12 protein-coding genes and 3 rRNA genes are annotated in these 21,931 nt (G+C 67.7%); 7 read left to right on the top strand and 8 right to left on the bottom strand.

The annotated features are described in order from the left end of the window. Window positions 1-114: 114 nt before the first annotated feature. The 4 genes from rrf to R0145_RS00830 form a co-directional block, all read right to left on the bottom strand. Window positions 115-231, bottom strand: a 5S ribosomal RNA gene (gene rrf, locus R0145_RS00845). A gap of 166 nt (window positions 232-397) precedes the next feature. Further along, window positions 398-3,483 (bottom strand): 23S ribosomal RNA (locus tag R0145_RS00840). Window positions 3,484-3,875: 392 nt separating this feature from the next. Further along, a 16S ribosomal RNA gene (locus R0145_RS00835) occupies window positions 3,876-5,391 on the bottom strand. The 16S, 23S and 5S rRNA genes sit together here, the layout of an rRNA operon. 443 nt (window positions 5,392-5,834) lie before the next feature. Further along, entirely contained in the window at window positions 5,835-10,271 is a 4,437-nt protein-coding gene (locus tag R0145_RS00830) for an acyl-CoA dehydratase activase-related protein (RefSeq protein ID WP_317838544.1), read from the bottom strand. Window positions 10,272-10,449: 178 nt separating this feature from the next. On the opposite strand from R0145_RS00830, the gene R0145_RS00825 reads away from it, so the two are divergent. Both R0145_RS00825 and R0145_RS00820 read left to right on the top strand, forming a co-directional pair. Beyond that, on the top strand, window positions 10,450-10,944 hold the full coding sequence (locus R0145_RS00825; RefSeq protein WP_317838543.1) for a MarR family transcriptional regulator: 495 nt from the start codon (window positions 10,450-10,452) through the stop codon (window positions 10,942-10,944). A gap of 65 nt (window positions 10,945-11,009) precedes the next feature. Further along, window positions 11,010-12,296: an O-acetylhomoserine aminocarboxypropyltransferase/cysteine synthase family protein gene (locus R0145_RS00820; RefSeq protein WP_317838542.1), complete on the top strand. Its 1,287-nt coding sequence runs from the start codon at window positions 11,010-11,012 to the stop codon at window positions 12,294-12,296. A 75-nt stretch (window positions 12,297-12,371) separates the two neighbouring features. On the opposite strand, the gene R0145_RS00815 is transcribed toward R0145_RS00820, so the two are convergent. Continuing rightward, window positions 12,372-12,992, bottom strand: coding sequence for a hypothetical protein (locus R0145_RS00815; protein ID WP_317838541.1), 621 nt, complete (start codon window positions 12,990-12,992; stop codon window positions 12,372-12,374). A gap of 105 nt (window positions 12,993-13,097) precedes the next feature. On the opposite strand from R0145_RS00815, the gene R0145_RS00810 reads away from it, so the two are divergent. Then, complete coding sequence (locus R0145_RS00810) at window positions 13,098-14,546, top strand: NAD-dependent succinate-semialdehyde dehydrogenase (protein ID WP_317838540.1); 1,449 nt, start codon at window positions 13,098-13,100, stop codon at window positions 14,544-14,546. 88 nt (window positions 14,547-14,634) lie between these two features. Next, on the top strand, window positions 14,635-15,390 hold the full coding sequence (locus tag R0145_RS00805) for a lysophospholipid acyltransferase family protein (RefSeq protein WP_317838539.1): 756 nt from the start codon (window positions 14,635-14,637) through the stop codon (window positions 15,388-15,390). Window positions 15,391-15,430: 40 nt separating this feature from the next. Here the strand turns inward: R0145_RS00805 and R0145_RS00800 are convergent, their stop codons facing one another. The 3 genes from R0145_RS00800 to R0145_RS00790 form a co-directional block, all read right to left on the bottom strand. After that, window positions 15,431-16,429: a patatin-like phospholipase family protein gene (locus tag R0145_RS00800; protein ID WP_317838538.1), complete on the bottom strand. Its 999-nt coding sequence runs from the start codon at window positions 16,427-16,429 to the stop codon at window positions 15,431-15,433. Window positions 16,430-16,706: 277 nt separating this feature from the next. Beyond that, complete coding sequence (locus R0145_RS00795; protein ID WP_317838537.1) at window positions 16,707-17,342, bottom strand: MBL fold metallo-hydrolase; 636 nt, start codon at window positions 17,340-17,342, stop codon at window positions 16,707-16,709. Window positions 17,343-17,431: 89 nt separating this feature from the next. After that, window positions 17,432-18,103: a hypothetical protein gene (locus tag R0145_RS00790; protein WP_317838536.1), complete on the bottom strand. Its 672-nt coding sequence runs from the start codon at window positions 18,101-18,103 to the stop codon at window positions 17,432-17,434. Between the two features lie 88 nt (window positions 18,104-18,191). Here R0145_RS00790 and R0145_RS00785 point away from each other — a divergent pair, with 88 nt between their 5' ends. The 3 genes from R0145_RS00785 to R0145_RS00775 are packed head-to-tail and all read left to right on the top strand — an operon-like array spanning window position 18,192 to window position 21,857. Next, window positions 18,192-19,022, top strand: a complete 831-nt coding sequence (locus R0145_RS00785) for an ATP-binding cassette domain-containing protein (protein WP_317838535.1) — start codon at window positions 18,192-18,194, stop codon at window positions 19,020-19,022. A 1-nt stretch (window position 19,023) separates the two neighbouring features. Continuing rightward, the gene (locus tag R0145_RS00780; protein WP_317838534.1) at window positions 19,024-21,213 is read left to right on the top strand and encodes a YhgE/Pip domain-containing protein; all 2,190 of its coding nucleotides are present in this window, start codon (window positions 19,024-19,026) and stop codon (window positions 21,211-21,213) included. After that, window positions 21,213-21,857: a TetR/AcrR family transcriptional regulator gene (locus R0145_RS00775; protein WP_317838533.1), complete on the top strand. Its 645-nt coding sequence runs from the start codon at window positions 21,213-21,215 to the stop codon at window positions 21,855-21,857. The genes R0145_RS00780 and R0145_RS00775 overlap by 1 nt, the downstream gene beginning before the upstream one ends. Window positions 21,858-21,931: the final 74 nt, after the last annotated feature.

Here is a 21,931-nt window from a genome sequence, read left to right as displayed (position 1 = left end):
TCACCGCCTCGATGATCTCCAAGTCACCCCTGGGGGCTGTCGGGACATGCGGAGCGGGGATACCCCTGTACAGGGGTAGCGCCCCGCTCTGTCACACCTGGAATGGTGTGTGTTGTCCGGCGATGTCCTAGTCTCCCACACACTCCCGTGTGCAGTACCATCGGCGCTGGAAGGCTTGACTTCCGGGTTCGGAATGTGGCCGGGTATTTCCCTTCCGCCATGATCACCGTAACACTGTCGAAACAGTACCACTATTCAACTGTCCCCCACCCGCCAACCCGGACAGGCTGGATCTACCAGCCTGGACAGGCCGGGGGTGGGGTGTCAGGAACGGTGTTTGTGTTCCGGGAACAACATAGTGGACGCGAACAATCTTCACAGGAAAGTCTTGTGTGTTTGGGGTAAGCCCTCGGCCTATTAGTATCGGTCAGCTCCACCCGTTACCAGGCTTCCACATCCGACCTATCAACCCAGTCGTCTACTGGGGGCCTTACCAAAAGTGGGAGTCCTCATCTTGAAGCGTGCTTCCCGCTTAGATGCTTTCAGCGGTTATCACTCCCCAACGTAGCCAACCAGCCATGCCCTGGGCAGGACAACTGGCACACCAGAGGTTGGTCCGTCCCGGTCCTCTCGTACTAAGGACAGCCCTTCTCAAGACTCCTACGCGCGCAGCGGATAGGGACCGAACTGTCTCACGACGTTCTGAACCCAGCTCGCGTGCCGCTTTAATGGGCGAACAGCCCAACCCTTGGGACCGACTCCAGCCCCAGGATGCGACGAGCCGACATCGAGGTGCCAAACCATGCCGTCGCTATGGACGCTCGGGCAAGATCAGCCTGTTATCCCCGGGGTACCTTTTATCCGTTGAGTGACGGCGCTTCCACACACCGTCAGATCACTAGTCCCGACTTTCGTCCCTGCTCGACCCGTCGGTCTCACAGTCAAGCTCCCTTGTGCACTTACACTCGACACCTGATTGCCAACCAGGCTGAGGGAACCTTTGGGCGCCTCCGTTACTCTTTGGGAGGCGACCGCCCCAGTCAAACTACCCATCAGGCACTGTCCCTGAACCAGATCATGGTCCGAGGTTAGATAACCAGAACAACAACCAGTGGTATTTCAACAATGACTCCACAATCACTGGCGTGACCGCTTCAACGTCTCCCACCTATCCTACACAAGCTGTACCGATCACCAATACCAAACTATAGTAAAGGTCCCGGGGTCTTTCCGTCCTGCTGCGCGTAACGAGCATCTTTACTCGTAATGCAATTTCACCGAGTTCGTGGTTGAGACAGTGCCCGAGTCGTTACTCCATTCGTGCAGGTCGGAACTTACCCGACAAGGAATTTCGCTACCTTAGGATGGTTATAGTTACCACCGCCGTTTACTGGGGCTTAAGTTCAGTGCTTCACCGAAGTTGACACGTCCCCTTAACCTTCCAGCACCGGGCAGGAGTCAGTCCGTATACCTCGTCTTACGACTTCGCACGGACCTGTGTTTTTGATAAACAGTCGCTTGGGCCTGGTCTCTGCGGCCATCAACGCTCCCCCACGCCAGGCAGGGTCACGCCTCCCGCCCCCCTTATCCCGAAGTTACGGGGGTATTTTGCCGAGTTCCTTAACCACGATTCTCTCGATCGCCTTAGTATTCTCTACTCATCCACCTGTGTCGGTTTCGGGTACGGGCGGCTCATGACATCGCTCACGAAGCTTTTCTCGGCAGCCGAGGATCACCCACACCACCACACCAAGTGTGGCAGTGGCATCAGGTCTCAGACACCGCGGGGCACGGATTTACCTACACCCCGTCCTACACCTTTACCCTGGGACAACCACCGCCCAGGATGGGCTACCTTCCTGCGTCACTCCGTAGCTTGCCTACTACACGTCTGGGTCGCAGAGTCACCCCACCCACACCACCCGAAGGCAGCCATGGGCACGGCTTCCGTGCTCAGCATCGCGCGCCTCGGCAGGGGCGCCATTACACCGGTACGGGAATATCAACCCGTTGTCCATCGACTACGCCTGTCGGCCTCGCCTTAGGTCCCGACTTACCCAGGGCAGATTAGCTTGACCCTGGAACCCTTGGATATTCGGCGGACGGGTTTCTCACCCGTCATTCGCTACTCATGCCTGCATCTCACTCGCACGCACTCCACACCCGGTCACCCGACTGCTTCACCACACGCACGACGCTCCCCTACCCATCCACAAAAATGTGAATGCCACAGCTTCGGCGGACTACTTAGCCCCGCTGAATTGTCGGCGCAGAATCACTTGACCAGTGAGCTATTACGCACTCTTTCAAGGATGGCTGCTTCCAAGCCAACCTCCTGGTTGTCACCGCAACTCCACATCCTTTTCCACTCAGTAGCCGCTTAGGGGCCTTAGCTGATGATCTGGGCTGTTTCCCTCTCGACAATGAAGCTTATCCCCCACTGTCTCACTGCCACGCTCTCACTTCACCGGCATTCGGAGTTTGGCTGATTTCGGTAAGCTTGTAGGCCCCCTAGACCATCCAGTGCTCTACCTCCGGGAAGAAACACGCGACGCTGCACCTAAATGCATTTCGGGGAGAACCAGCTATCACGTAGTTTGATTGGCCTTTCACCCCTATCCACAGCTCATCCCCCCAGTTTTCAACCTAGGTGGGTTCGGTCCTCCACGACGTCTTACCGACGCTTCAACCTGGCCATGGATAGATCACTACGCTTCGGGTCTAGAGCATGCGACTCAACGCCCTTATCGGACTCGCTTTCGCTACGACTCCCCCACACGGGTTAACCTCGCCACACACCACTAACTCGCAGGCTCATTTTTCAATAGGCACGCCGTCACCCCCCAAAGAAGGCTCCGACGGCTTGTAGGCGACCGGTTTCAGGTACTATTTCACTCCCCTCCCGGGGTACTTTTCACCATTCCCTCACGGTACTGATCCGCTATCGGTCACCAAGGAGTATTCAGGCTTAGCGGGTGGTCCCGCCAGATTCACACGAAATTCCAGGAGTCCCGTGCTACTTGGGAACCCGACAATGGAGTGCGCAGCTTACGTCTACAGGGGTCTTACCTACTCTGCCGGACCTTCCCAGAATCCTTCGACTTCACCACACATTTCTGACTCCACGACCCGTCAACAGCCGGATCAAGTCGAGCCCCACAACCCCACGCATGCAACACCTGTCAGCTATCACACACACGCAGTTTGGCCTCATCCGCGTTCGCTCGCCACTACTAACGGAATCACTATTGTTTTCTCTTCCTATGGGTACTGAGATGTTTCACTTCCCCACGTTCCCTCCCACTACCCTATACATTCAGGTAGAGGCTGCTCCACATGACTGGAGACATTCAAGGTTTCCCTATTCGGACACCCCCGGATCACCGCTCGTTTACCAACTCCCCGGGGCTTATCGCAGGTTACCGCGTCCTTCATCGGCTCTTGGTGCCAAGGCATCCACCGATCGCCCTTAGTAGCTTTCCCAACACAAATATCAAGAAAAATCTACAAAGATGCTCGCGTCCACTATGAAGTTCTCAAAACACAACCACCACCACAACCAACCATCCCTGATCAGCTGCGATCCCGGCACCAGAAACCCGCCACGCTACCCGAAAGCAACCAGCTACCCGAAAGCAACCAGCCGCCCGAAAGCAACCCGTGGCCGAGGTCTCAGGACCCAACAGTGCGCCCCACCCACCAGAAAACCCGGTGACCCCTGCACAATGACAGGAGCAGTCAATGTTCCACCCAGAAAACCCACCGGCACCGCCGGCCACCACCACGGCGACCGATCCGACCGGCAACCACAGCCACCCCCGCACCGCCCCGCACACGGGACGACCGAGCATGCTGCGTTGTCATGGGCTCCTTAGAAAGGAGGTGATCCAGCCGCACCTTCCGGTACGGCTACCTTGTTACGACTTAGTCCTAATTACCAGCCCCACCTTCGACGACTCCCTCCCACACAGGGTTGGGCCGCCGGCTTCGGGTGTTGCCGACTTTCATGACTTGACGGGCGGTGTGTACAAGGCCGGGAACGTATTCACCGCAGCGTTGCTGATCTGCGATTACTAGCGACTCCGACTTCATGGGGTCGAGTTGCAGACCCCAATCCGAACTGAGACCGGCTTTTTGAGATTCGCTCACCCTCACAGGCTCGCAGCTCTTTGTACCGGCCATTGTAGCATGCGTGAAGCCCTGGACATAAGGGGCATGATGACTTGACGTCATCCCCACCTTCCTCCGAGTTGACCCCGGCAGTCTCCTATGAGTCCCCAACCGAATTGCTGGCAACATAGGACAAGGGTTGCGCTCGTTGCGGGACTTAACCCAACATCTCACGACACGAGCTGACGACAGCCATGCACCACCTGTCAACCGGCCCAAAGGAAGCCACATCTCTGCGACCATCCGGCAGATGTCAAACCCAGGTAAGGTTCTTCGCGTTGCATCGAATTAATCCGCATGCTCCGCCGCTTGTGCGGGCCCCCGTCAATTCCTTTGAGTTTTAGCCTTGCGGCCGTACTCCCCAGGCGGGGCACTTAATGCGTTAGCTACGGCACGGATCACGTGGAATGTGACCCACACCTAGTGCCCACCGTTTACGGCGTGGACTACCAGGGTATCTAAGCCTGTTTGCTCCCCACGCTTTCGCTTCTCAGCGTCAGGAAAGGTCCAGAGAACCGCCTTCGCCACTGGTGTTCCTCCTGATATCTGCGCATTCCACCGCTCCACCAGGAATTCCATTCTCCCCTACCTTCCTCTAGTCAGCCCGTATCGAAAGCAAGCTCAGGATTAAGGCCCGAGTTTTCACTTTCGACGCGACAAACCGCCTACAAGCTCTTTACGCCCAATAATTCCGGACAACGCTCGCACCCTACGTATCACCGCGGCTGCTGGCACGTAGTTGGCCGGTGCTTCTTCTCCCACTACCGTCACAAAAGCTTCGTCATGAGTGAAAGCGGTTTACAACCCGAAGGCCGTCATCCCGCACGCGGCGTTGCTGCGTCAGGCTTCCGCCCATTGCGCAATATTCCCCACTGCTGCCTCCCGTAGGAGTCTGGGCCGTATCTCAGTCCCAATGTGGCCGGTCACCCTCTCAGGCCGGCTACCCGTCGACGCCTTGGTGAGCCACTACCTCACCAACAAGCTGATAGGCCGCGAGTCCATCCCCCACCGCAAAAACTTTCCACCCCCACCCATGCAGGCAGGAGTCATATCCGGTATTAGCCACCATTTCTGGAAGTTATCCCGAAGTGAGGGGCAGGTCACTCACGTGTTACTCACCCGTTCGCCACTCGTGTACCCCGAAGGGCCTTACCGTTCGACTTGCATGTGTTAAGCACGCCGCCAGCGTTCGTCCTGAGCCAGGATCAAACTCTCCATCGAAAAAATATCGCCACACCCCACCAAAGCAGGGCGAAAAGCGTCACACAGAGAGAGACCCGACATACCAGACATAAACTGGTCCATCAACATCTCAAAGAAATTCCGACCAACCCCCCGAAGAGAGCCAGCCGGGGACAACACAAACAAACATTCGTGATGTCAAACACCACAAAAAGTGATGTCATTTGGCATTGACTAAACAAAGCACACTGTTGAGTTCTCAAACATCGGACACACACCAAACCAACCCCACCAAAGTGGAACCCGCCCGGGGCGACCAGATCAACCTTACCCAGCCGATCAAACCCTGTCAAATCTACTCACACGCAGACCCAACCCAACCTGACCAACCAAGCCCCCGAACCATCCCTGACCCGAGGAGCCACCCGCTCGGTCTCCCGCGCCGGCAGCTCGGCAAACATTACCCAGGTCGTCTTACCGCGTCAAATCAGCCGGCCCGACGCCGCGGCGGCGTACGCCTCGCCACCCTCGCACCCGGTGGTCTCCGCATCGGAGCCCACCGGGTCGTTGAGTTTCGCCGTGGAGATCATCAGCTTGATCCGGTTGAGTTGGTTGACCTCGCTGGCACCGGGGTCGTAGTCGATGGAGACGATGTTGGCCTGCGGGTAGCGGCGGCGCAGCTCGTGGAACATGCCCCGCCCGACGATGTGGTTGGGCAGGCAGGCGAACGGCTGGGCACAGATGATGTTCGGCGTCCCGGTCTCGATCAGTTCGATCATCTCGGCGGTCAGCAGCCAGGCCTCTCCCGCCCGGTTGCCGAGCGACAACACCGTCTGGGCCTTCTGCGCCAGATCGCCGATCCGGGCCGGCACCTCGAACCGCTCCGAGGCCGCCAGCGCCCGGTGCGCCGTCTGTTGGTACTGCTCCAGCGCCCACAACGCCCAGTGCTTCGTCCGTAGGTTCTTCTCGCCGATGCCCAGGGTGGCGGCGGTCCAGTCGGCCCCTGCCAGGCCCATCAGGAAGAACTCCATCAGCCCCGGGAGGACCGCCTCGCAGCCCTCGGACTCGACCACCCGGACGGCGTGGTTGTTAGCGTCGGGGTGGAATTTCACCAGGATCTCGCCGACGATGCCGACCCGCGGTCGGCGGACGGCAGTGCGGAGCGGGAGGGCGTCGAACTCGCCGACGAGCCGGTTGATCAGCCGGCCGAAGCCCAGCCGCCGGCCCAGGGTCGGCGAGTTCCCACTCTGCCGGAGGTGCTCCTCCGCAATGGTGTTCCACCGCTGGTAGAGGGCATCGGCGCTGCCGGCGTCCCGTTCGTACGGGCGGACCCGGAGCAGCACCTGCTGCAGCACGTCGCCGATGACGAGGGCCTTCACCGCCCGGTGCATCATCGGTAGCGACAGCCGGAAGCCCGGGTTCTCCTCGATCGACTGGGCGCTTACCGCGAGCACCGGGACGCTACCGTAGCCGGCGTCGCGGAGCGCCTTGCGGAGCAGACCGGCGTAGTTCGTCGCCCGGCACATCCCGCCGGTCTGGGTGATCCCGACGACGCAGTCGTCCGGGTCGAACCGGCCGGAGACGAAGGCGTTGACCAGCTGGCCGACCACCATGATCGCCGGGTAGCAGGCGTCGTTGTTGACGTGCGCCAGGCCGACCTCGATGTCCTCCTTGGAGGCGTGGTCGAGCAGCACCGCGCGGTAGCCGCTGCGCTCCAGCACCGGGATGACCAGCCGGAAGTGGATCGGCGACATCTGCGGCACCAGGATGGTGCGGCGCTCCCTCATCTCCTTGGTGAACGGATGCCGCTCCACCACGTGACTGCCTGCCGCCGCGGCGGGGACGAGCTCCCGGCCGGCGTCCGCGGCGGTATCCGGCATCGTGCTCACCTCCGGGTCGTCGGCCGCGAGGGTCGCGGCGAGCGTACGTTCCTCGGTGGCCGCCTTCAGCGAACGCAGCCGGATCCGGGCGGCACCCAGGTTGGACACCTCGTCGATCTTGAGCGACGTGTAGATGCCGGCCTTCGCCTCGATGATCTCGGCCACCTGATCGGTGGTGACGGCATCCAGTCCGCAGCCGAACGAGTTGAGCTGGACGATCTCCAGCCGCGGGTTGCGGGCGACCACGTCGGCCGCCTCGTAGAGCCGGGAATGGTAGGCCCACTGGTCGCGGACCCGCAGCGGGCGCTCCAGCCGCCCCTGGTCGCAGATCGCGTCCTCCGAGAGCACCACCATGCCCAGGCCGACGATCAGCTCGGGGATGCCGTGGTGGATCTCGGGATCGGCGTGGTAGGGCCGGCCGGCCAGCACGATGCCGCGCAGGTCGTGCTCCTCCAGGTAGGCCAGGGCACGGCGGCCCTCGGCCCGGATGTCCTCGCGAGCCCGGGCGTCCTCGGCGTACGCCTCGTCGACCGCGACCGCGGCCTCCTCGGGGGTGACCTGCCAGTCGGCGAACTCCTCGACGATGCGGCGCACCAGGGTGTCCCGGTCGCCGAGGTTGACGAACGGCTTGAGGAACCGTACGCCCGGCTCCCGGAGCTCCTCCATGGTGTTGAAGATCACCTCGGGATAGCTGCCGACGATCGGGCAGTTGTAGGTGTTGTCGGTGCCCTCGACCAGCTGCTGCTCGTACGTCACGCAGGGGTAGAAGATGGTCCGCTGGCCCTTGGCGAGCAGGTCCTGGATGTGGCCGTGGACCAGCTTGGCGGGGTAGCAGATGTTCTCCGAGGCGATCGACTCCATCCCGCGCTCGTAGACGGCGTGGCTGGAGCGTCCGGACAGGGTGACCCGGAAGCCGAGCCGGGTGAGCAGGGTGAACCAGAACGGGTAGTTCTCGTACATGTTCAGCACCCGGGGGATGCCGATGTCGCCGCGGGTGGCGGCCTTTTCGGTGAGCCGCCGGTAGCCGAAGATCCGCCGGTAGCGGTAGTCGTAGAGGTTCGGGATCGGCGAGCGCCGGGGCCGGGCCTCCTCGGAGGCGCCGCGCTCGCAGCGGTTGCCGGAGACGTGCCGGGTGCCGTCGTTGAGGTGGGAGACGGTCAGGTCGCAGTGGTTCTGGCACAGCCGGCAGGTGCGCAGCTCGGTGCGGATCGCGAAGTCGTCGAGCTCGGCGACCGTCGGCAGGCCGCCGGCCCCCGGCCGGTCCCGGTGCTTGCGGGCGGTCAGGGCGGCACCGTACGCCCCCATCAGGCCGGCGATGTCAGGACGGACGACCTCGCGGCCGGTGAGCAGCTCGAAGGCGCGCAGCACCGCGTCGTTGAGGAAGGTGCCACCCTGCACCACCACGGTGTCGCCGAGCTCGGACGGATCCTTGAGCTTGATCACCTTGTAGAGCGCGTTACGGACCACCGAGTAGGACAGGCCGGCGGAGATGTCGCCCATCCCGGCGCCCTCCTTCTGCGCCTGCTTGACCGAGGAGTTCATGAAGACGGTGCAGCGGCTGCCGAGGTCGGCCGGGTGCGCCGACTCCAGCGCCGCCTGGGCGAAGTGGCGGACGTCGGTGCCCATGGTCTGGGCGAAGGTCTGCAGGAACGACCCGCAGCCCGACGAGCAGGCCTCGTTGACGGCGATGGAGTCGACGACGTGGTCACGGATCCGCAGGTACTTCATGTCCTGGCCGCCGATGTCGATCACCGCGGTGACGCCGGGACTGAGGTGTTCGGCGGCCCGGTAGTGGGCCATCGTCTCGATCTCGCCCTCGTCGAGGTGCAGCGCGGCGCGGACCAGATCCTCCCCGTAGCCGGTGACACAGGAGCGAACGATCCGCGCCGCGGCGGGGAGTTCGTCGTGGATCCGGCGCAGGATGGCGACCGCGGAGCTGACCGGATCGCCCTGGTTGGACGCGTAGTGGGAGAAGACGATCTCGTCGTCCCCATTGGTGATCACCGCCTTGATGGTGGTGGAGCCGGCGTCGATGCCGAGGAAGCAGTCGCCGGCTGCCTCCTCGATGTCCCGCTGCGGGACAGTGGCACGGGCGTGCCGCTCCTCGAAGGCCCGCAGCTCGTCGGCATCGGCGAACAGCGCGCGCATCCGGGCCGTCTCCAGCGGGAGGACCGTACGCTGCCGGAGCCGGGAGACGAGGACGTCGAGGGCCTGCGGCTGCCCGTCGGCCAGCAGTGCGGCGCCGATCGCGACGTAGAGCTGGGCCCGCTCCGGGGTCCGGAAGGTGCAGCTGTCGGCCGGCAGCACGGCGGCGTACGCCTCCCGGAGCTGCGGCAGGAAGTGCAACGGCCCACCGAGGAACACCACGGTGCCGCGGATCGGCCGCCCGCAGGCGAGCCCGGAGACCGTCTGGGTGGCGACGGCCCGGAAGACGGACGCGGCCAGGTCCTCCGGCGCAGCGCCCTGGTTGATCAGCGGCTGGATGTCGGACTTGGCGAAGACCCCGCACCGGGAGGCGATCGGGTAGACGTGGGAGGCGCCGGCGGCGAGCGAGTCCAGGCCCGCGGCATCGGTGTGCAGCAGGCTGGCCATCTGGTCGATGAACGCCCCGGTGCCGCCGGCGCAGCTGCCGTTCATCCGCTGCTCGGGGGTCGGATGCAGGTAGGTGATCTTGGCGTCCTCGCCGCCGAGCTCGATCACCACGTCGGTGTCCGGGTCGTGGCGGCGGATCGTCGCGGTCTCGGCGATCACCTCCTGGACGAACGGGACGCCCATCAGGTCGGCGACCGACAGACCACCGGAGCCGGTGACCGCGGCCCGCACCTCCCGCCCGGGCAGGGCCGCACTCACCTCCCGCAGCAACCGGGAGAGTTCGCCGCGAACGTCGGCGTTGTGGCGGCGGTACTCCTCGAAGACCGTACGGTCGCCATCCAGCACCACGACCTTCACCGTCGTCGAGCCCACGTCGAGGCCCAGCTGCAGGACCGGCCCCGCCCCGCTCGATCCGATCCTGCCCGACTCAGTGGTGGTATCGCCCACGATGTCGCCCTCCCGTTCGACGCTCTGTCCTCACCAGCACCGCGACACGTCTCGTACTACTCACCGTAGTGACTATTGTTGGATCCACCAAACAGACGGCGACATCGAGTGGCGGGAAGGCGGCGACGGGAAGGCCGAGCGGTCAGGGTCGGCGGTCCGACGCCGCTACCGTGGATCCATGACCGACGTCGAGGACCCCGACGCGCTTCGCCGCGCCTCCCGTGCGGTCCAACACGGGGTGATCGAGATCGCGCGCTGGGCCACCCGCAAGACAACCCTGGAGCGGCTCCGGTCGCTGGTGCCGGATCTGGTGATCACCGACCTGTGGCTGCTGCTGGCCCTCGACGAGCACGGCGCGATGCGGCCCGGCGAGCTGGCCGTCCGCCAGCACGTCGACCGCTCCACCGTCACCCCCCAGGTACGCCGGCTCGTCCGGGCCGGGTACGCCGTCCGCCGGCCCGCCCCCGACGATCGTCGCGCGGCGCTGATCGGCCTCACCGACAAGGGCCGGGCGGTGGTGGACCACTCCCGGCTGCTCGCCGACCACGCCGTCGCCCTCGCCACGGCGGACTGGACGGCCGAGGAGCGGGCCGCCCTCGGGGAGTTGCTGTGCCGGTTCACCCAGGCGATCGAGGAACTCGACGCGATCCCGATCGGCCCTGCCCCGGACTGAGGTCCGACTGTCCGGATCAGCACAGTCGCCATTCACTGCGCTTAGGGATGTGCTAGAAGTCCGTTATGACTTACCATCCCGAAACGCTCGCGATCCATGCCGGTCAGGAGCAACCCGATCCGACCACCCACGCCAGGGCGGTCCCGATCTACCAGACGACGTCGTACGTGTTCGACTCCGCCGAGGAGGCCGCGGATCTCTTCGCCCTGCGTAAGCCGGGCAACATCTACGGCCGGATCATGAACCCGACCGAGGACGTTTTCGAGCAGCGGATCACGGCGCTGGAGGGCGGGGTGGGCGCGCTGGCCACCTCCGCGGGCGCCGCTGCCATCACCTACGCAGTGCTCAACCTGGTCAATGCCGGTGACAACATCGTCGCGGCCGCCACGCTCTACGGCGGCACCTTCGCGCTGTTCGAGCACACCCTGGCGCAGTACGGCATCGAGGCACGGTTCGTCGATCCCGACCACCCCGAGCAGCTCGCCGAGTACGTCGATGACCACACCCGGCTGGTCTTCGGCGAGACCATCGCCAACCCCAAGCTCAACATCCTCGATCTGGACGCCTGGGCGGGCGCGGCGCACGCCCTGGGTCTGCCGTTCATCGTCGACAACACCGCGCCCACCCCCGCGCTGTGCCGGGCCTTCGAGCACGGCGTCGACGTCGTCGTGCACTCCGCCACCAAGTACATCGGCGGCCATGGCACCGCCATGGGTGGGGTGATCGTCGACTCCGGCAACTTCGACTGGGCCGCCCACGCCGAGCGCTTCCCGAGCCTGACCAGCGGCGACCCCGCCTACCACGGCGTGGTGTGGACCGAGGCCGCCGGCAAGGCCGCGTACATCGTCCGGGCCCGGACGATCCTGCTGCGCAACATGGGCGCGACCATCGCACCGCTGCACGCCTGGCTGTTCCTCCAGGGGCTCGAGTCGCTCTATCTGCGGATGGAACGGCACAGCCAGAACGCGCTGGCGGTCGCCCGGCACCTGGAGCAGCACCCCGATGTCGCCTGGGTGAACTACCCGGGTCTGGACAGCTCGCCGTACAAGGCAACCGCGGACCGACTGTTCACCGGCGCCGGCTATGGCGGCCTGGTGTCGTTCGGCCTCAAGGCCGGGCGTGATGCCGGCAGGCGGGTCGTCGAGGGCCTGGATCTCTTCAGCCATCTGGCCAACATCGGGGACGTGAAGTCGCTGGCGATCCACAACGCCTCGACGACCCACTCCCAGCTCTCCGACGACGAGCTGGCCGCCGCCGGCGTCGCCCCGGAGATGATCCGGCTGTCGATCGGCACCGAGCACATCGGGGACCTGATCGCCGATCTGGACCAGGCGCTGGCCACCGTCCGCTGAGCGCCGGCGGACCGACCGCCACCGCGCATCGGGCCCGGCCGGGGCCACCGGTCGGGCACCGCGGACCGCGGCGGCTCAGCGGACGATGTCGACGATCACCCGGGTCGGTGACTGGATCGTCTGCACCGCGAACGGGCGCCGTTCCCCGGAGAGACCGATGAACGACACCGTGTCCCCCTCGAACGTCCCGTCCTGCACCACCTCGGTGACGATGCCGGCCCCGTCACCGGGGATGCGCCGGGCCACCGGTGAGGGGGACGGAGAGGCCTCCGTCGGGTAGGCGGTCCCGGTCATGCTGACCCGGAGCACCGAGCTGCCGGCCACCGTGATCGACTGCCCGCTGCCCTGGGCGATCGCCCGGTCGACGTACTCGACGGTCCAGCCCGGCGCCCCGGAGCCGGCGAACTCGAACACGACCCGGTCCACGCCGGTGTGGCTCGCGGTCCGGACCGCGGTGAGCACCAGCTGCGATCCGGCGGCCGGCGACTGGACGCTGCGGTCGGTGGAGGCGTTCTTCGGCACCGGCACCTGGTCCTCGGACGGTGCCGGCGACGGGGTCACCGCGGGGACCGTCTCGGTCGCCGCGCCGGACGCCGTGGTCGAGCCGGACGGTGACGGGTTCCGGCCGCCGGCACAGCCGGCGACCAGCAGAGCGAGGGTGGTGCCCACCACGACAGCGCTGAGTGCGGTCCTCATGCCACCACGGTAGAGGGGCGGTGGTCCGTGCGCAGAATATTCCGGATCGAACGTCCCCGGCGAAGGACTACGGTGGATCTGCCCGGTCCACGACGAGGAGGCTCCATGTCCGTCGACGCAGTGCTCTCAGCCCTTCCCCACGGTCAATTCATCGCAGGGACCTGGCGACCGTCCGAAGCCGCCTTCGACGTGGTGAACCCCGCCACCGAGGAGGTCATCGACCGGGTCGCCGACGGCACCCCGGAGGACGCCCGGGCGGCTCTCGACGCCGCCTGCGACGCGGCCCGGGGCTGGGCCGGGACCGCCCCGCGGGAGCGGGCCGAGGTGCTGCGGCGGGCCTTCGACCTGGTGCTGGAGCGCCGTGACCTCTTCGCCACCTGTATGACCCTGGAGATGGGCAAGCCGCTCCCGGAGGCGTACGGCGAGGTGGCGTACGGAGCGGAGTTCCTGCGCTGGTTCTCCGAGGAGGCGGTCCGAATCGAGGGCCGGTTCTCCGTCGCCCCGTCCTCCGGGCAGCGGATCCTCACCATGAAGCAGCCCGTCGGCCCGGTCTACGCCATCACCCCGTGGAACTTCCCGCTGGCGATGGGCACCCGCAAGCTCGCCCCGGCGATCGCCGCCGGCTGCACCGCGGTGATCAAGCCGGCCCACGAGACCCCGCTGACCACCCTGCTGTTCATCCAGGCGCTGCAGGACGCCGGGCTGCCCGCCGGGGTGGTCAACTGCCTCACCTCGTCGCACTCCGCCGCGGTCTCCGAGCCGATCATCGCCGACCCCCGGCTGCGCAAGCTCACCTTCACCGGCTCCACCGGGGTGGGCCGGATCCTGCTGCGCCAGGCCGCCGACCACGTGCTGAAGACCTCGATGGAGCTCGGCGGCAACGCCCCGTTCCTGGTGCTGCCCTCGGCCGACCTCGACAAGGCCGTCCAGGGGGCACTGGACGCCAAGATGCGCAACACGGGCGAGGCCTGCACCGCGGCGAACCGGATGTACGTGCACGAATCGGTGGCCGCCGAGTTCAGCACGCGGCTGGCCGAGAAGATGGCCGCCCTCCCGGTCGGCAACGGTCTGGCCGACGGCGTCCGGGTCGGGCCGCTGGTCAGCGCCAGGCAGCTGACCACCGTCACCGACCTGCTCCGGGACGCGGTCGCGCGCGGCGCCCGGGTCGCCACCGGCGGTGGACGTCCGGACGGGGCCGGCTACTTCCTCCAGCCGACGGTGCTCACCGACGTGCCGCCCGATGCCCGGGTGTTCCGCGAGGAGATCTTCGGCCCGGTCGCACCGATCGCGACCTTCGCGACGCTGGACGAGGCGATCACGCTGGCCAATGCCACCGAGTTCGGCCTGATGGCCTACGTCTTCGCGGAGAACCTCGGCGAGGCGGCGTACGTCGTGGAGCGGCTCGAATCCGGCATGGTCGGCCTCAACTCCGGGGTCATCTCCGACCCGGCCGCCCCGTTCGGAGGAGTGAAGGAGTCCGGCCTGGGCCGGGAGGGCAGCCACGAGGGCCTCGAGGAGTACCTGGAGACGAAGTACGTCGGCATCCGGTTCTGATACCGGGAGACGTTCCCGCGGGAACGCGGGCCGCACGTTCCCGCGGGAACGTGCCGGCCGGGCGCCGATCCGATGGAATGATGGTCCGATGGACCTCGGCTACCGCCTGATCGTCGCCCTGTGCCGGATCGCCTTCCGGTGGATGGGGCTCCGCTTCCGGATCACCGGCCTGCACAACGTGCCCCGGCGCGGTGGCGCGCTGATCGCGATCAACCACACCGCCCATGTGGACTTCGTCTTCGCCGGGCTCGGAGTGCTCAAGGCCGACGGCCGGCTGGTCCGGTTCATGGCCAAGAAGTCGATCTGGCAGCACCCCGTCGCCGGGGCGGTGATGCGGATGTGCCGCCACATCCCGGTCGACCGGCGGGCCGGCGCCGAGGGCTACCGGCTGGCGGTGGAGGCGCTGCTGGACGACCAGCTCGTCGGCATCTATCCCGAGGCGACGATGTCGCGGTCGTTCGAGGTCAAGGAGCTCAAGACCGGCGCGGTACGGATGGCCCGGGAGACCGGACGCCCGATCATCCCCACCATCGTCTGGGGCTCCCAGCGGATCTGGACCAAGGACCACCCGCGCGACTTCTCCCGCTCGGGGATCCCGGTGCACATCGCCTTCGGCAGCCCGATCCACGTCGGCCCCGAGGACGACATCGCGGCGGCCACCCGGCAGCTGCGGCTGGCGATGGCACGGCTGCTCGATGAAGTGATCGCCGGCTACCCGGCGATGACCGGCACCGACCTGGCCTTCCTGCCCCGGCGCTGGGGCGGCACCGCGCCGACCCCGGCCGAGGCGTACGACCGGGACCTGGCCGACATGACCCGGACCCACGACGAGTGGACCCGCTGACCCACCGCCCCGGAGGCGCCCGCCCCACCGCCCAGGCGAGTCAGCACCAGAACTCGGTGAGCCTCCCGGCGAGAGCCCGGCCTTGGTCGTGCCCGGCTCGGGCGGCGGCCGGACGCTGCGTCACATCCATCGCATTGACGCGGAGCGCATGCTCGGTGTCGCCGGTCGGGAAGACCGTCTCGACCCTGCTGCCGCCCGCCCGCAGCTCGTCGACCTGGGTGGCGAGGTCCATGCCCCAGACCTGTGGATGCCGCGATCGGCCGCCGAACGGGGACAGCACCAGCACCCGGGCGTACCCGGCCGCCAGATCGGCGTTCTCGTTGCGCCGGTAGCCGCCGTCGAGGTAGCGCCCGTCGCCGATGGCGTACGGCGGGACCCCGAAGCCGCTCGACGTGCTGGCGGCGACGGCGTCCACCAGGTCGACCCCGCTGTCGCGGTCGAACACGACCGGCTCGCCGGTGCGGGCGTTGATCGCCGTGATCAACAACAACCGTTGCGGCCACTGCAGACCGGGCAGCCGACCGGCGACCACGTCCCGCCACCGCGCCGACGCAGCACCATGGGACGCCGCGTCCGCCGCGAGGGCCTCCGCGCCCATCCGGCTACGCATGTCGGCCGGATCCGCCGCGGCGGCGATGACGGCGGCTGTCCTGGCCATCTGCTCTGGCACCGGCCGGCTCGGAGCAGGCCGACGGTCGGCACTGCCCGGGCCGGCACTGCCCGGGTCGACCGGGTGCTGTGGTGCCGGGTCGAGGATCGCCGCGAGGAGTTCGGTCGGTGGGAGCCCGCCGGCGAGCTGGGCCGCAGCGGTTGCACCGGCCGACGTGCCGATGGTCAGGTCGGCCTCGGTGATGTCCACCCCGGCCTCGTAGAGACCGGCGATGACGCCGATCTCCCACGCGTTGCCGAGCGATCCGCCACCGCCGAGGACCACGGCGCGCTCGCCCGCGGTGGGCACCCGCCCGGTGGCGTCGATCTGGGGATGGTCCGGCGTGGTCGTCGGCCGGTCGGCGCCCGCGGGCAGCACAGAAGAGGGCACAGCTGCAGGGGGCAGCTCTGGAGAAGGTGTGGTGTTCATGGGAGTCGCCTTTCGCGAAGGGCCTGTCGGGCGCTCCCGGTGGGCGACTAGCTCAGTCGCGTGATCGTGGACTGCGGGGGAGCACCCACTGCGGTGACTGCGTTCATGGGTCTCACCTCCTGCGGTCGGATCACGATCGGTGGGACGGTAGCACGATGGCGACGCGATGGGCAACGGCCGGCACACGGTTCAGCAGGGCGGCTCCGTTCAGCAGGGCAGGTTCTCAGCAGAGCCGAGCTCAGTAGCGCAGCACGTGCTGGGTCCACGGCCGCAGGTCGGTGTCGACCATGTCGGTGATCCGGTCGCGGATCACCCGACGCCCCCGGTCGTTAAGCAGGCCGTCGTGGATGAAGAACGAGGTCGGGGCTCCGACCGCCCGGGCCCAGTCGACGGTCTCCCGCAGCGCCGCCCACGGCCCGTACGCCGGCACCGCCATCAGGTCGATCCCCGGCGGCACCTCGGACAACGAGTCACCGGGGTGGAACAGCCGCGGCTCACCCTCGGCGGCGAGCACCACCCCGATGTTGCCGACCCGGGGGATGTCGCGGTGGATCACCGCGTGCTCCCCACCCACCGCTTCCAGGATCAGCCCGCCGATCGTCTCCACCTGACCGGCCGCGAACGGCTCGGCCTGCGCCAGGCCGACCTCCCGGTGCGTCTCCGGCTCGAGCAAGACGCGGACGCCCGGATTGCGCTGCAGCAGCGCCGGGATCCGGGAGACGTCGAAGTGGTCGGCATGCCGGTGGGTGACGACCACGGCGTCAAGGCCCTCCGCCTCCTCCCAGCCGTCGGTGAAGCCGCCGGGATCGAGCAGCACCCGGGTGCCCACCGTCTCGACCAGCAGGGTGGAATGGCCCAGTCGGATGATCTCCATGCAGCCACGCTAGGCCGTCGCCCCGGGCCGCGGTAGGGGTTCCGGCCGCCGGTCGGCCGTCGGTCGGCCGCCGGGTCCCCGACGGACGCTCAGCCGACGAACCCGCGCCAGAGCAACAGCCCCGCCCCGGCCAGGCTGGCGACGAACGACCCGACCCGCATCCACCAGGACACCCGGCGCAGCGTACGGTCACTCATCCGCCGCTTCGCCGGGGCCCGCTCGGCGGCGATCACCGGGCCCCAGGCAGGCGCCAGCACGAGGACGGTCACCACGGCGAGCAGCACGATCCGGAAGACCATCGGGATCGGGGTCGCGCCGATCCGCTGTGCCATCGCCACGTACAGCGGGATCGTGGTCAGGTTGGTGATCATGCTCAGCGCGCCCCAGCCGACCAGGCTGCGCGGCAGATGGGGCTCACTCACCACCGTGGCCGGTTCGCCGGCACGCTGGCGCGCCCGGTCCGCGAGCAGCCCCCGGAACAGGACGATCGCGACGGCGAGCAGCAGGACACCGAGGATCGCCTCGACCCGCCGGGAGTCGAGCTCCCGGGTCGCGGCCTCCTCGACGGCGGCGCCCAGCAGGCCCATCCCGAGTGTTCCGAGGACCACCAGGACGATGGCGTTGCCGGCGACGAACCGCCACCGGTCGGACGGGCCACGGTTGGCGGCCACCGTGGAGGCATTCAGGAACATCACCGGGCTGATCATCGCCAGCACGGTCAGCGGCAGGAGCCACAACAGGAGGCCGCCGGTGCTGGTCATGGGCCCAAGCGTACGTGGCGCCATGCCGGGAGCCGGGCGCGGTCGACACCATCCATTTGTATTTAGACTGACTGGTCAGTATAAAGAGATGGTGACCATCGAACCGCCCGCCATCCGGGCCCGCGACCTGCTGCTCACCTCGACCCGAGGCACCGTGTACGGCCCCGTCGATCTCGAGGTGCCGGCCGGCCGGCTGCTCGGCCTGGTCTCCCCTGAGGGCGGCGGGCGGACCAGCCTGCTGCTCACCCTCGCCGGCCGGATGCGCTTCACCTCCGGCAGTCTGCAGGTGTCGGGACATCCGCTGCCCCGGGCGACCGGTCTGGTCCAGCGCCACAGCGCCCTGGCCAACTTCGCCGACATCGACGCGCCGGACGACGGCCTCACGCCACGGGAGATCGTCACCGAACGGGCCGGACTACTCACCCCGCTGTGGCGGCGCGTGCCACGCTGGCAGGACCCGGCGATCCAGCAGCTGCTCGAGCTGGCCTTCGGCGAGCGCCCGGTCCCCGACCCCGACGGCTACGTCTGGGAGTTGAGCGCCCTCGACACGACGCTGCTGCAGATCGCGATCGCACTGATGGGCGACCCGCAGCTGCTCGTCGTGGACGACATCGACGCCCTGCACGACCCGACCGACCAGCTCACCGTCTGGCGGACCCTCGTCCGGCTCACCGACCGACCGGGCCCGACGGCCCCCACGCCGGCCCCTCCGCCGGACCGGCCACCGCTCACCGTCATCGCCTCGGCCGCGACGCCTGAGCTGCTGCCGCCCGAGGTGGACTGGGTCGATCCGCACGGCTCGCGGACCACAGACACGCCGACCGCCCCCACCGCGCCCAGTTCCGACACCACCCCCCTGCCTGCCCCCGTTTCCGCCGGCACACCCGTCCCGGCCTCCGTCCCCACCCAGGAGGACTGACATGCTCCGCTTCCTCCGCATCGGCACCGAGCTGCGCCGCTTCTCCCGCAGCCGGATGCAGCGGCTCGCCATCGTCGCCGCCTGCCTCATCCCGCTGCTCTACGGCGCGCTCTACCTGTGGGCCTTCTGGGACCCGACCGGCCACCTCAACCGGCTCCCGGTGGCGATCGTCAACCAGGACTCCGGGGCCACCAAGGACGGCACGGCCGTGCACGCCGGCACCGACCTGAACGACGAGCTGCTCGACAAGGGCTCACTGAAATGGCAGAGCACCGATGCCCGCACCGCGCACGAGGGCCTGGTCGCCGGAGACTACTATGCCGTGCTGACCATCCCCGCCGACTTCTCCCAGGCGGTCACCACCGCCGGCTCCGAGCACCCGGTGCAGGCACCGCTGCAGGTGCAGTACAACGACGCCAACGGCTACACCGCCCGGACCATCCTGTCCTCGGTGATGCGGGAGGTCCGCACCGGGGCGTCCGACTCCATCGGTGCCCAGATGGTCGACAAGCTGCTGATCGGCACCTCCGACATCCGCGCCGGCCTGGTCACCGCCTCCGACGGAGCCACCCGGCTCACCGACGGCGCCGACCAGGCGCACGCCGGCGCGGTCAGTCTGGACGACGGCCTGGCCCAGCTCGACACCGGCGCCGGGAAGCTGGTCTCCGGGGCCGACACGGCCGACTCCGGCGCCCATCAACTGGTCACCGGCACCGGCCAGCTGGCCGACGGCTCCGCCCAGGTCGCCGCCGGGGCGCAACAGCTCGCCACCGGCGCCTCCTCGCTGGCCACCGGCGCCGACTCGGCCCACCAGGGCGCGCAACAGCTCGCCGGTGGCCTGGACACCCTCACCACCCAGACCAGGGACCTACCCGCCGCGACGAAGAAGCTGGCCGACGGCTCCGCCCAGGTCGCCGCCGGCAACAAACAGCTCGCCGACAAGGCTTCGGTCGCCGCGGGCCAGGTCGCCGCCGCCTCCACCGACCTGCGCGCCGCCCTCGCCAAACTGCCGGCCGACGACCCGTACGTCCAGCAGGCGTACGCCGCGCTGGACCGGGTCGACGCGAAGACGACGACGCTGAACGGCCAGGTGCAGCAGCTGTCCGCCGGGGCCCAACAGGTCGCCGACGGCAACGCCCAGCTGGCCGCGTCCGCGCCGAAGCTGGCCGACGGCATCGCCACTGCCGACAAGGGCGCGAACTCGCTGGCCACCGGCACCGGGCAGCTCGCCAGCGGCGCACGTACGCTCAGCACCGGCGCCACCTCGGTCGCCCAGGGCGCCGGCCAGGTGCACGACGGGGCGGTCCAGGCGCACGACGGAGCCAGCGCGCTGGCCGACGGGCTGGACACCCTCGCCACCGGGGCACGCACCCTGGCCGACGGCCTGCGCAGCGCCCACGACGGCGCCGGCACCCTCACCGCCGGGCTGACCACCCTCACCGACGGCGCCCACCAGCTCTCCGACGGGCTGAAGAGCGCGGTCGACCAGATCCCCTCGATGGACCGCGACACCCAGCAGGCCAACGCCGACCTGATCAGCGCCCCGGTCTCCCTCGACTCCGCCTGGGTGCACCAGGCCGCCGCGAACGGGGAGGGATTCGCCCCGTACTTCATGGGTCTGGCCCTCTACGTCGGCGTGCTGATCACCTGGATGCTGCTGCGCCCGGTCTCCGATCGTTCCCTCGCCGCGCCGGTGCCGGCACTGCGGGTGGTGCTGGCCAGCTGGCTGCCCGGCGCCGTGGTGGCGGTCCTCCAGGTCGCCCTGCTGCTCGGCGTGCTGGTCTTCGCCCTCGGGCTGCACCTCAGCCACCCGCTGGCGGCGATCGGTTTCACCCTGCTGGTGGGACTGACCTTCCTCACCCTGCAACAGGCGATCAACGTGCTGCTCGGACCGGCCGTCGGCCGGGTGGTCGTGCTGGTGCTGCTGATGCTGCAGCTCACCTCGGCCGGCGGCACCTACCCGGCCCTCACCAGCCCGCCGTTCTTCCAGGCCATCCATCCCTGGCTGCCGATGACGCACGTGGTGAACGGGCTGCGGGAGGCGATCACCGGCGATCTGGGGATGCAATTCCACGCCGCGGTGGCCTACCTTGTCGTCGTGATCGCCCTGAGCCTCGCGGCCAGCACATGGTCGGCCGCACGGCGCCGCGTGTGGACGATCCAGCGCCTGCACCCGGAGGTGACGATCTGATGTCCACGGCAGCGCCCCGCGACGGTACCAGGACCGACGGGCGGACGGCCCGGCGCGTCGCGACCCGGGAACGGGTGATCGCGGCCGGGCTCGAGCTCTTCGCCGAGCGCGGCTACAGCGCCACCTCGGTGGACGACATCGCCGAGCGGGCCGGGGTCAGCAAGGGCACGGTGTTCTACAACTTCGGCTCCAAGCAGGGCCTGGGGGCGGTGGTGGTCCGGGAATCGGCCGACCGGATCGCCGCCGTCGCCGAGGCCGCCCGGGCACCGTACGAGGGCTGGGAGGCGCTGAGCGCGATCGTGCTGGCCCTGCTGCGCGCCTTCGACACCGATCCGGCCACCTGTCAGGTGCTGCTCACCGAGCTGTTCCGCAACGAGCGGCCCTGGCACGCCGACCTGCCGGCGACCCGCGCCGCGCTGATCGCGCCGGTGGTCGCGGTGATCCGCGGGGTGCACGAGCAGCGTTACACCGCGGGACGTACGCAGGTGCGGCCGGGCCCGGAACACTTCGAGATGATCGCGGTGGCGATCCTCGGGGCGCTGGCCTTCTCCGCCCTGGACCGGGCCACGTTCCACCCGCAGCGCAGCGTCGAGGACGTGCAGAGCGCGTTGATGGTGACGATCAGCGGCCTGGCCGGAGGGTGACGCCGGACCTTCGGGGCGAGCGTCCGCGCCCTCACGTCGCCAGGTATTGCCCGAGGTGACATCTGGGGTTCACC

The sequence above is a fragment of the Raineyella sp. W15-4 genome, from assembly GCF_033170155.1.
Lineage (GTDB): Bacteria > Actinomycetota > Actinomycetes > Propionibacteriales > Propionibacteriaceae > Raineyella.
The sequence above is the reverse complement of the archived record's forward strand: the minus strand, read 5'-3'. Positions and strand labels throughout refer to the sequence as shown.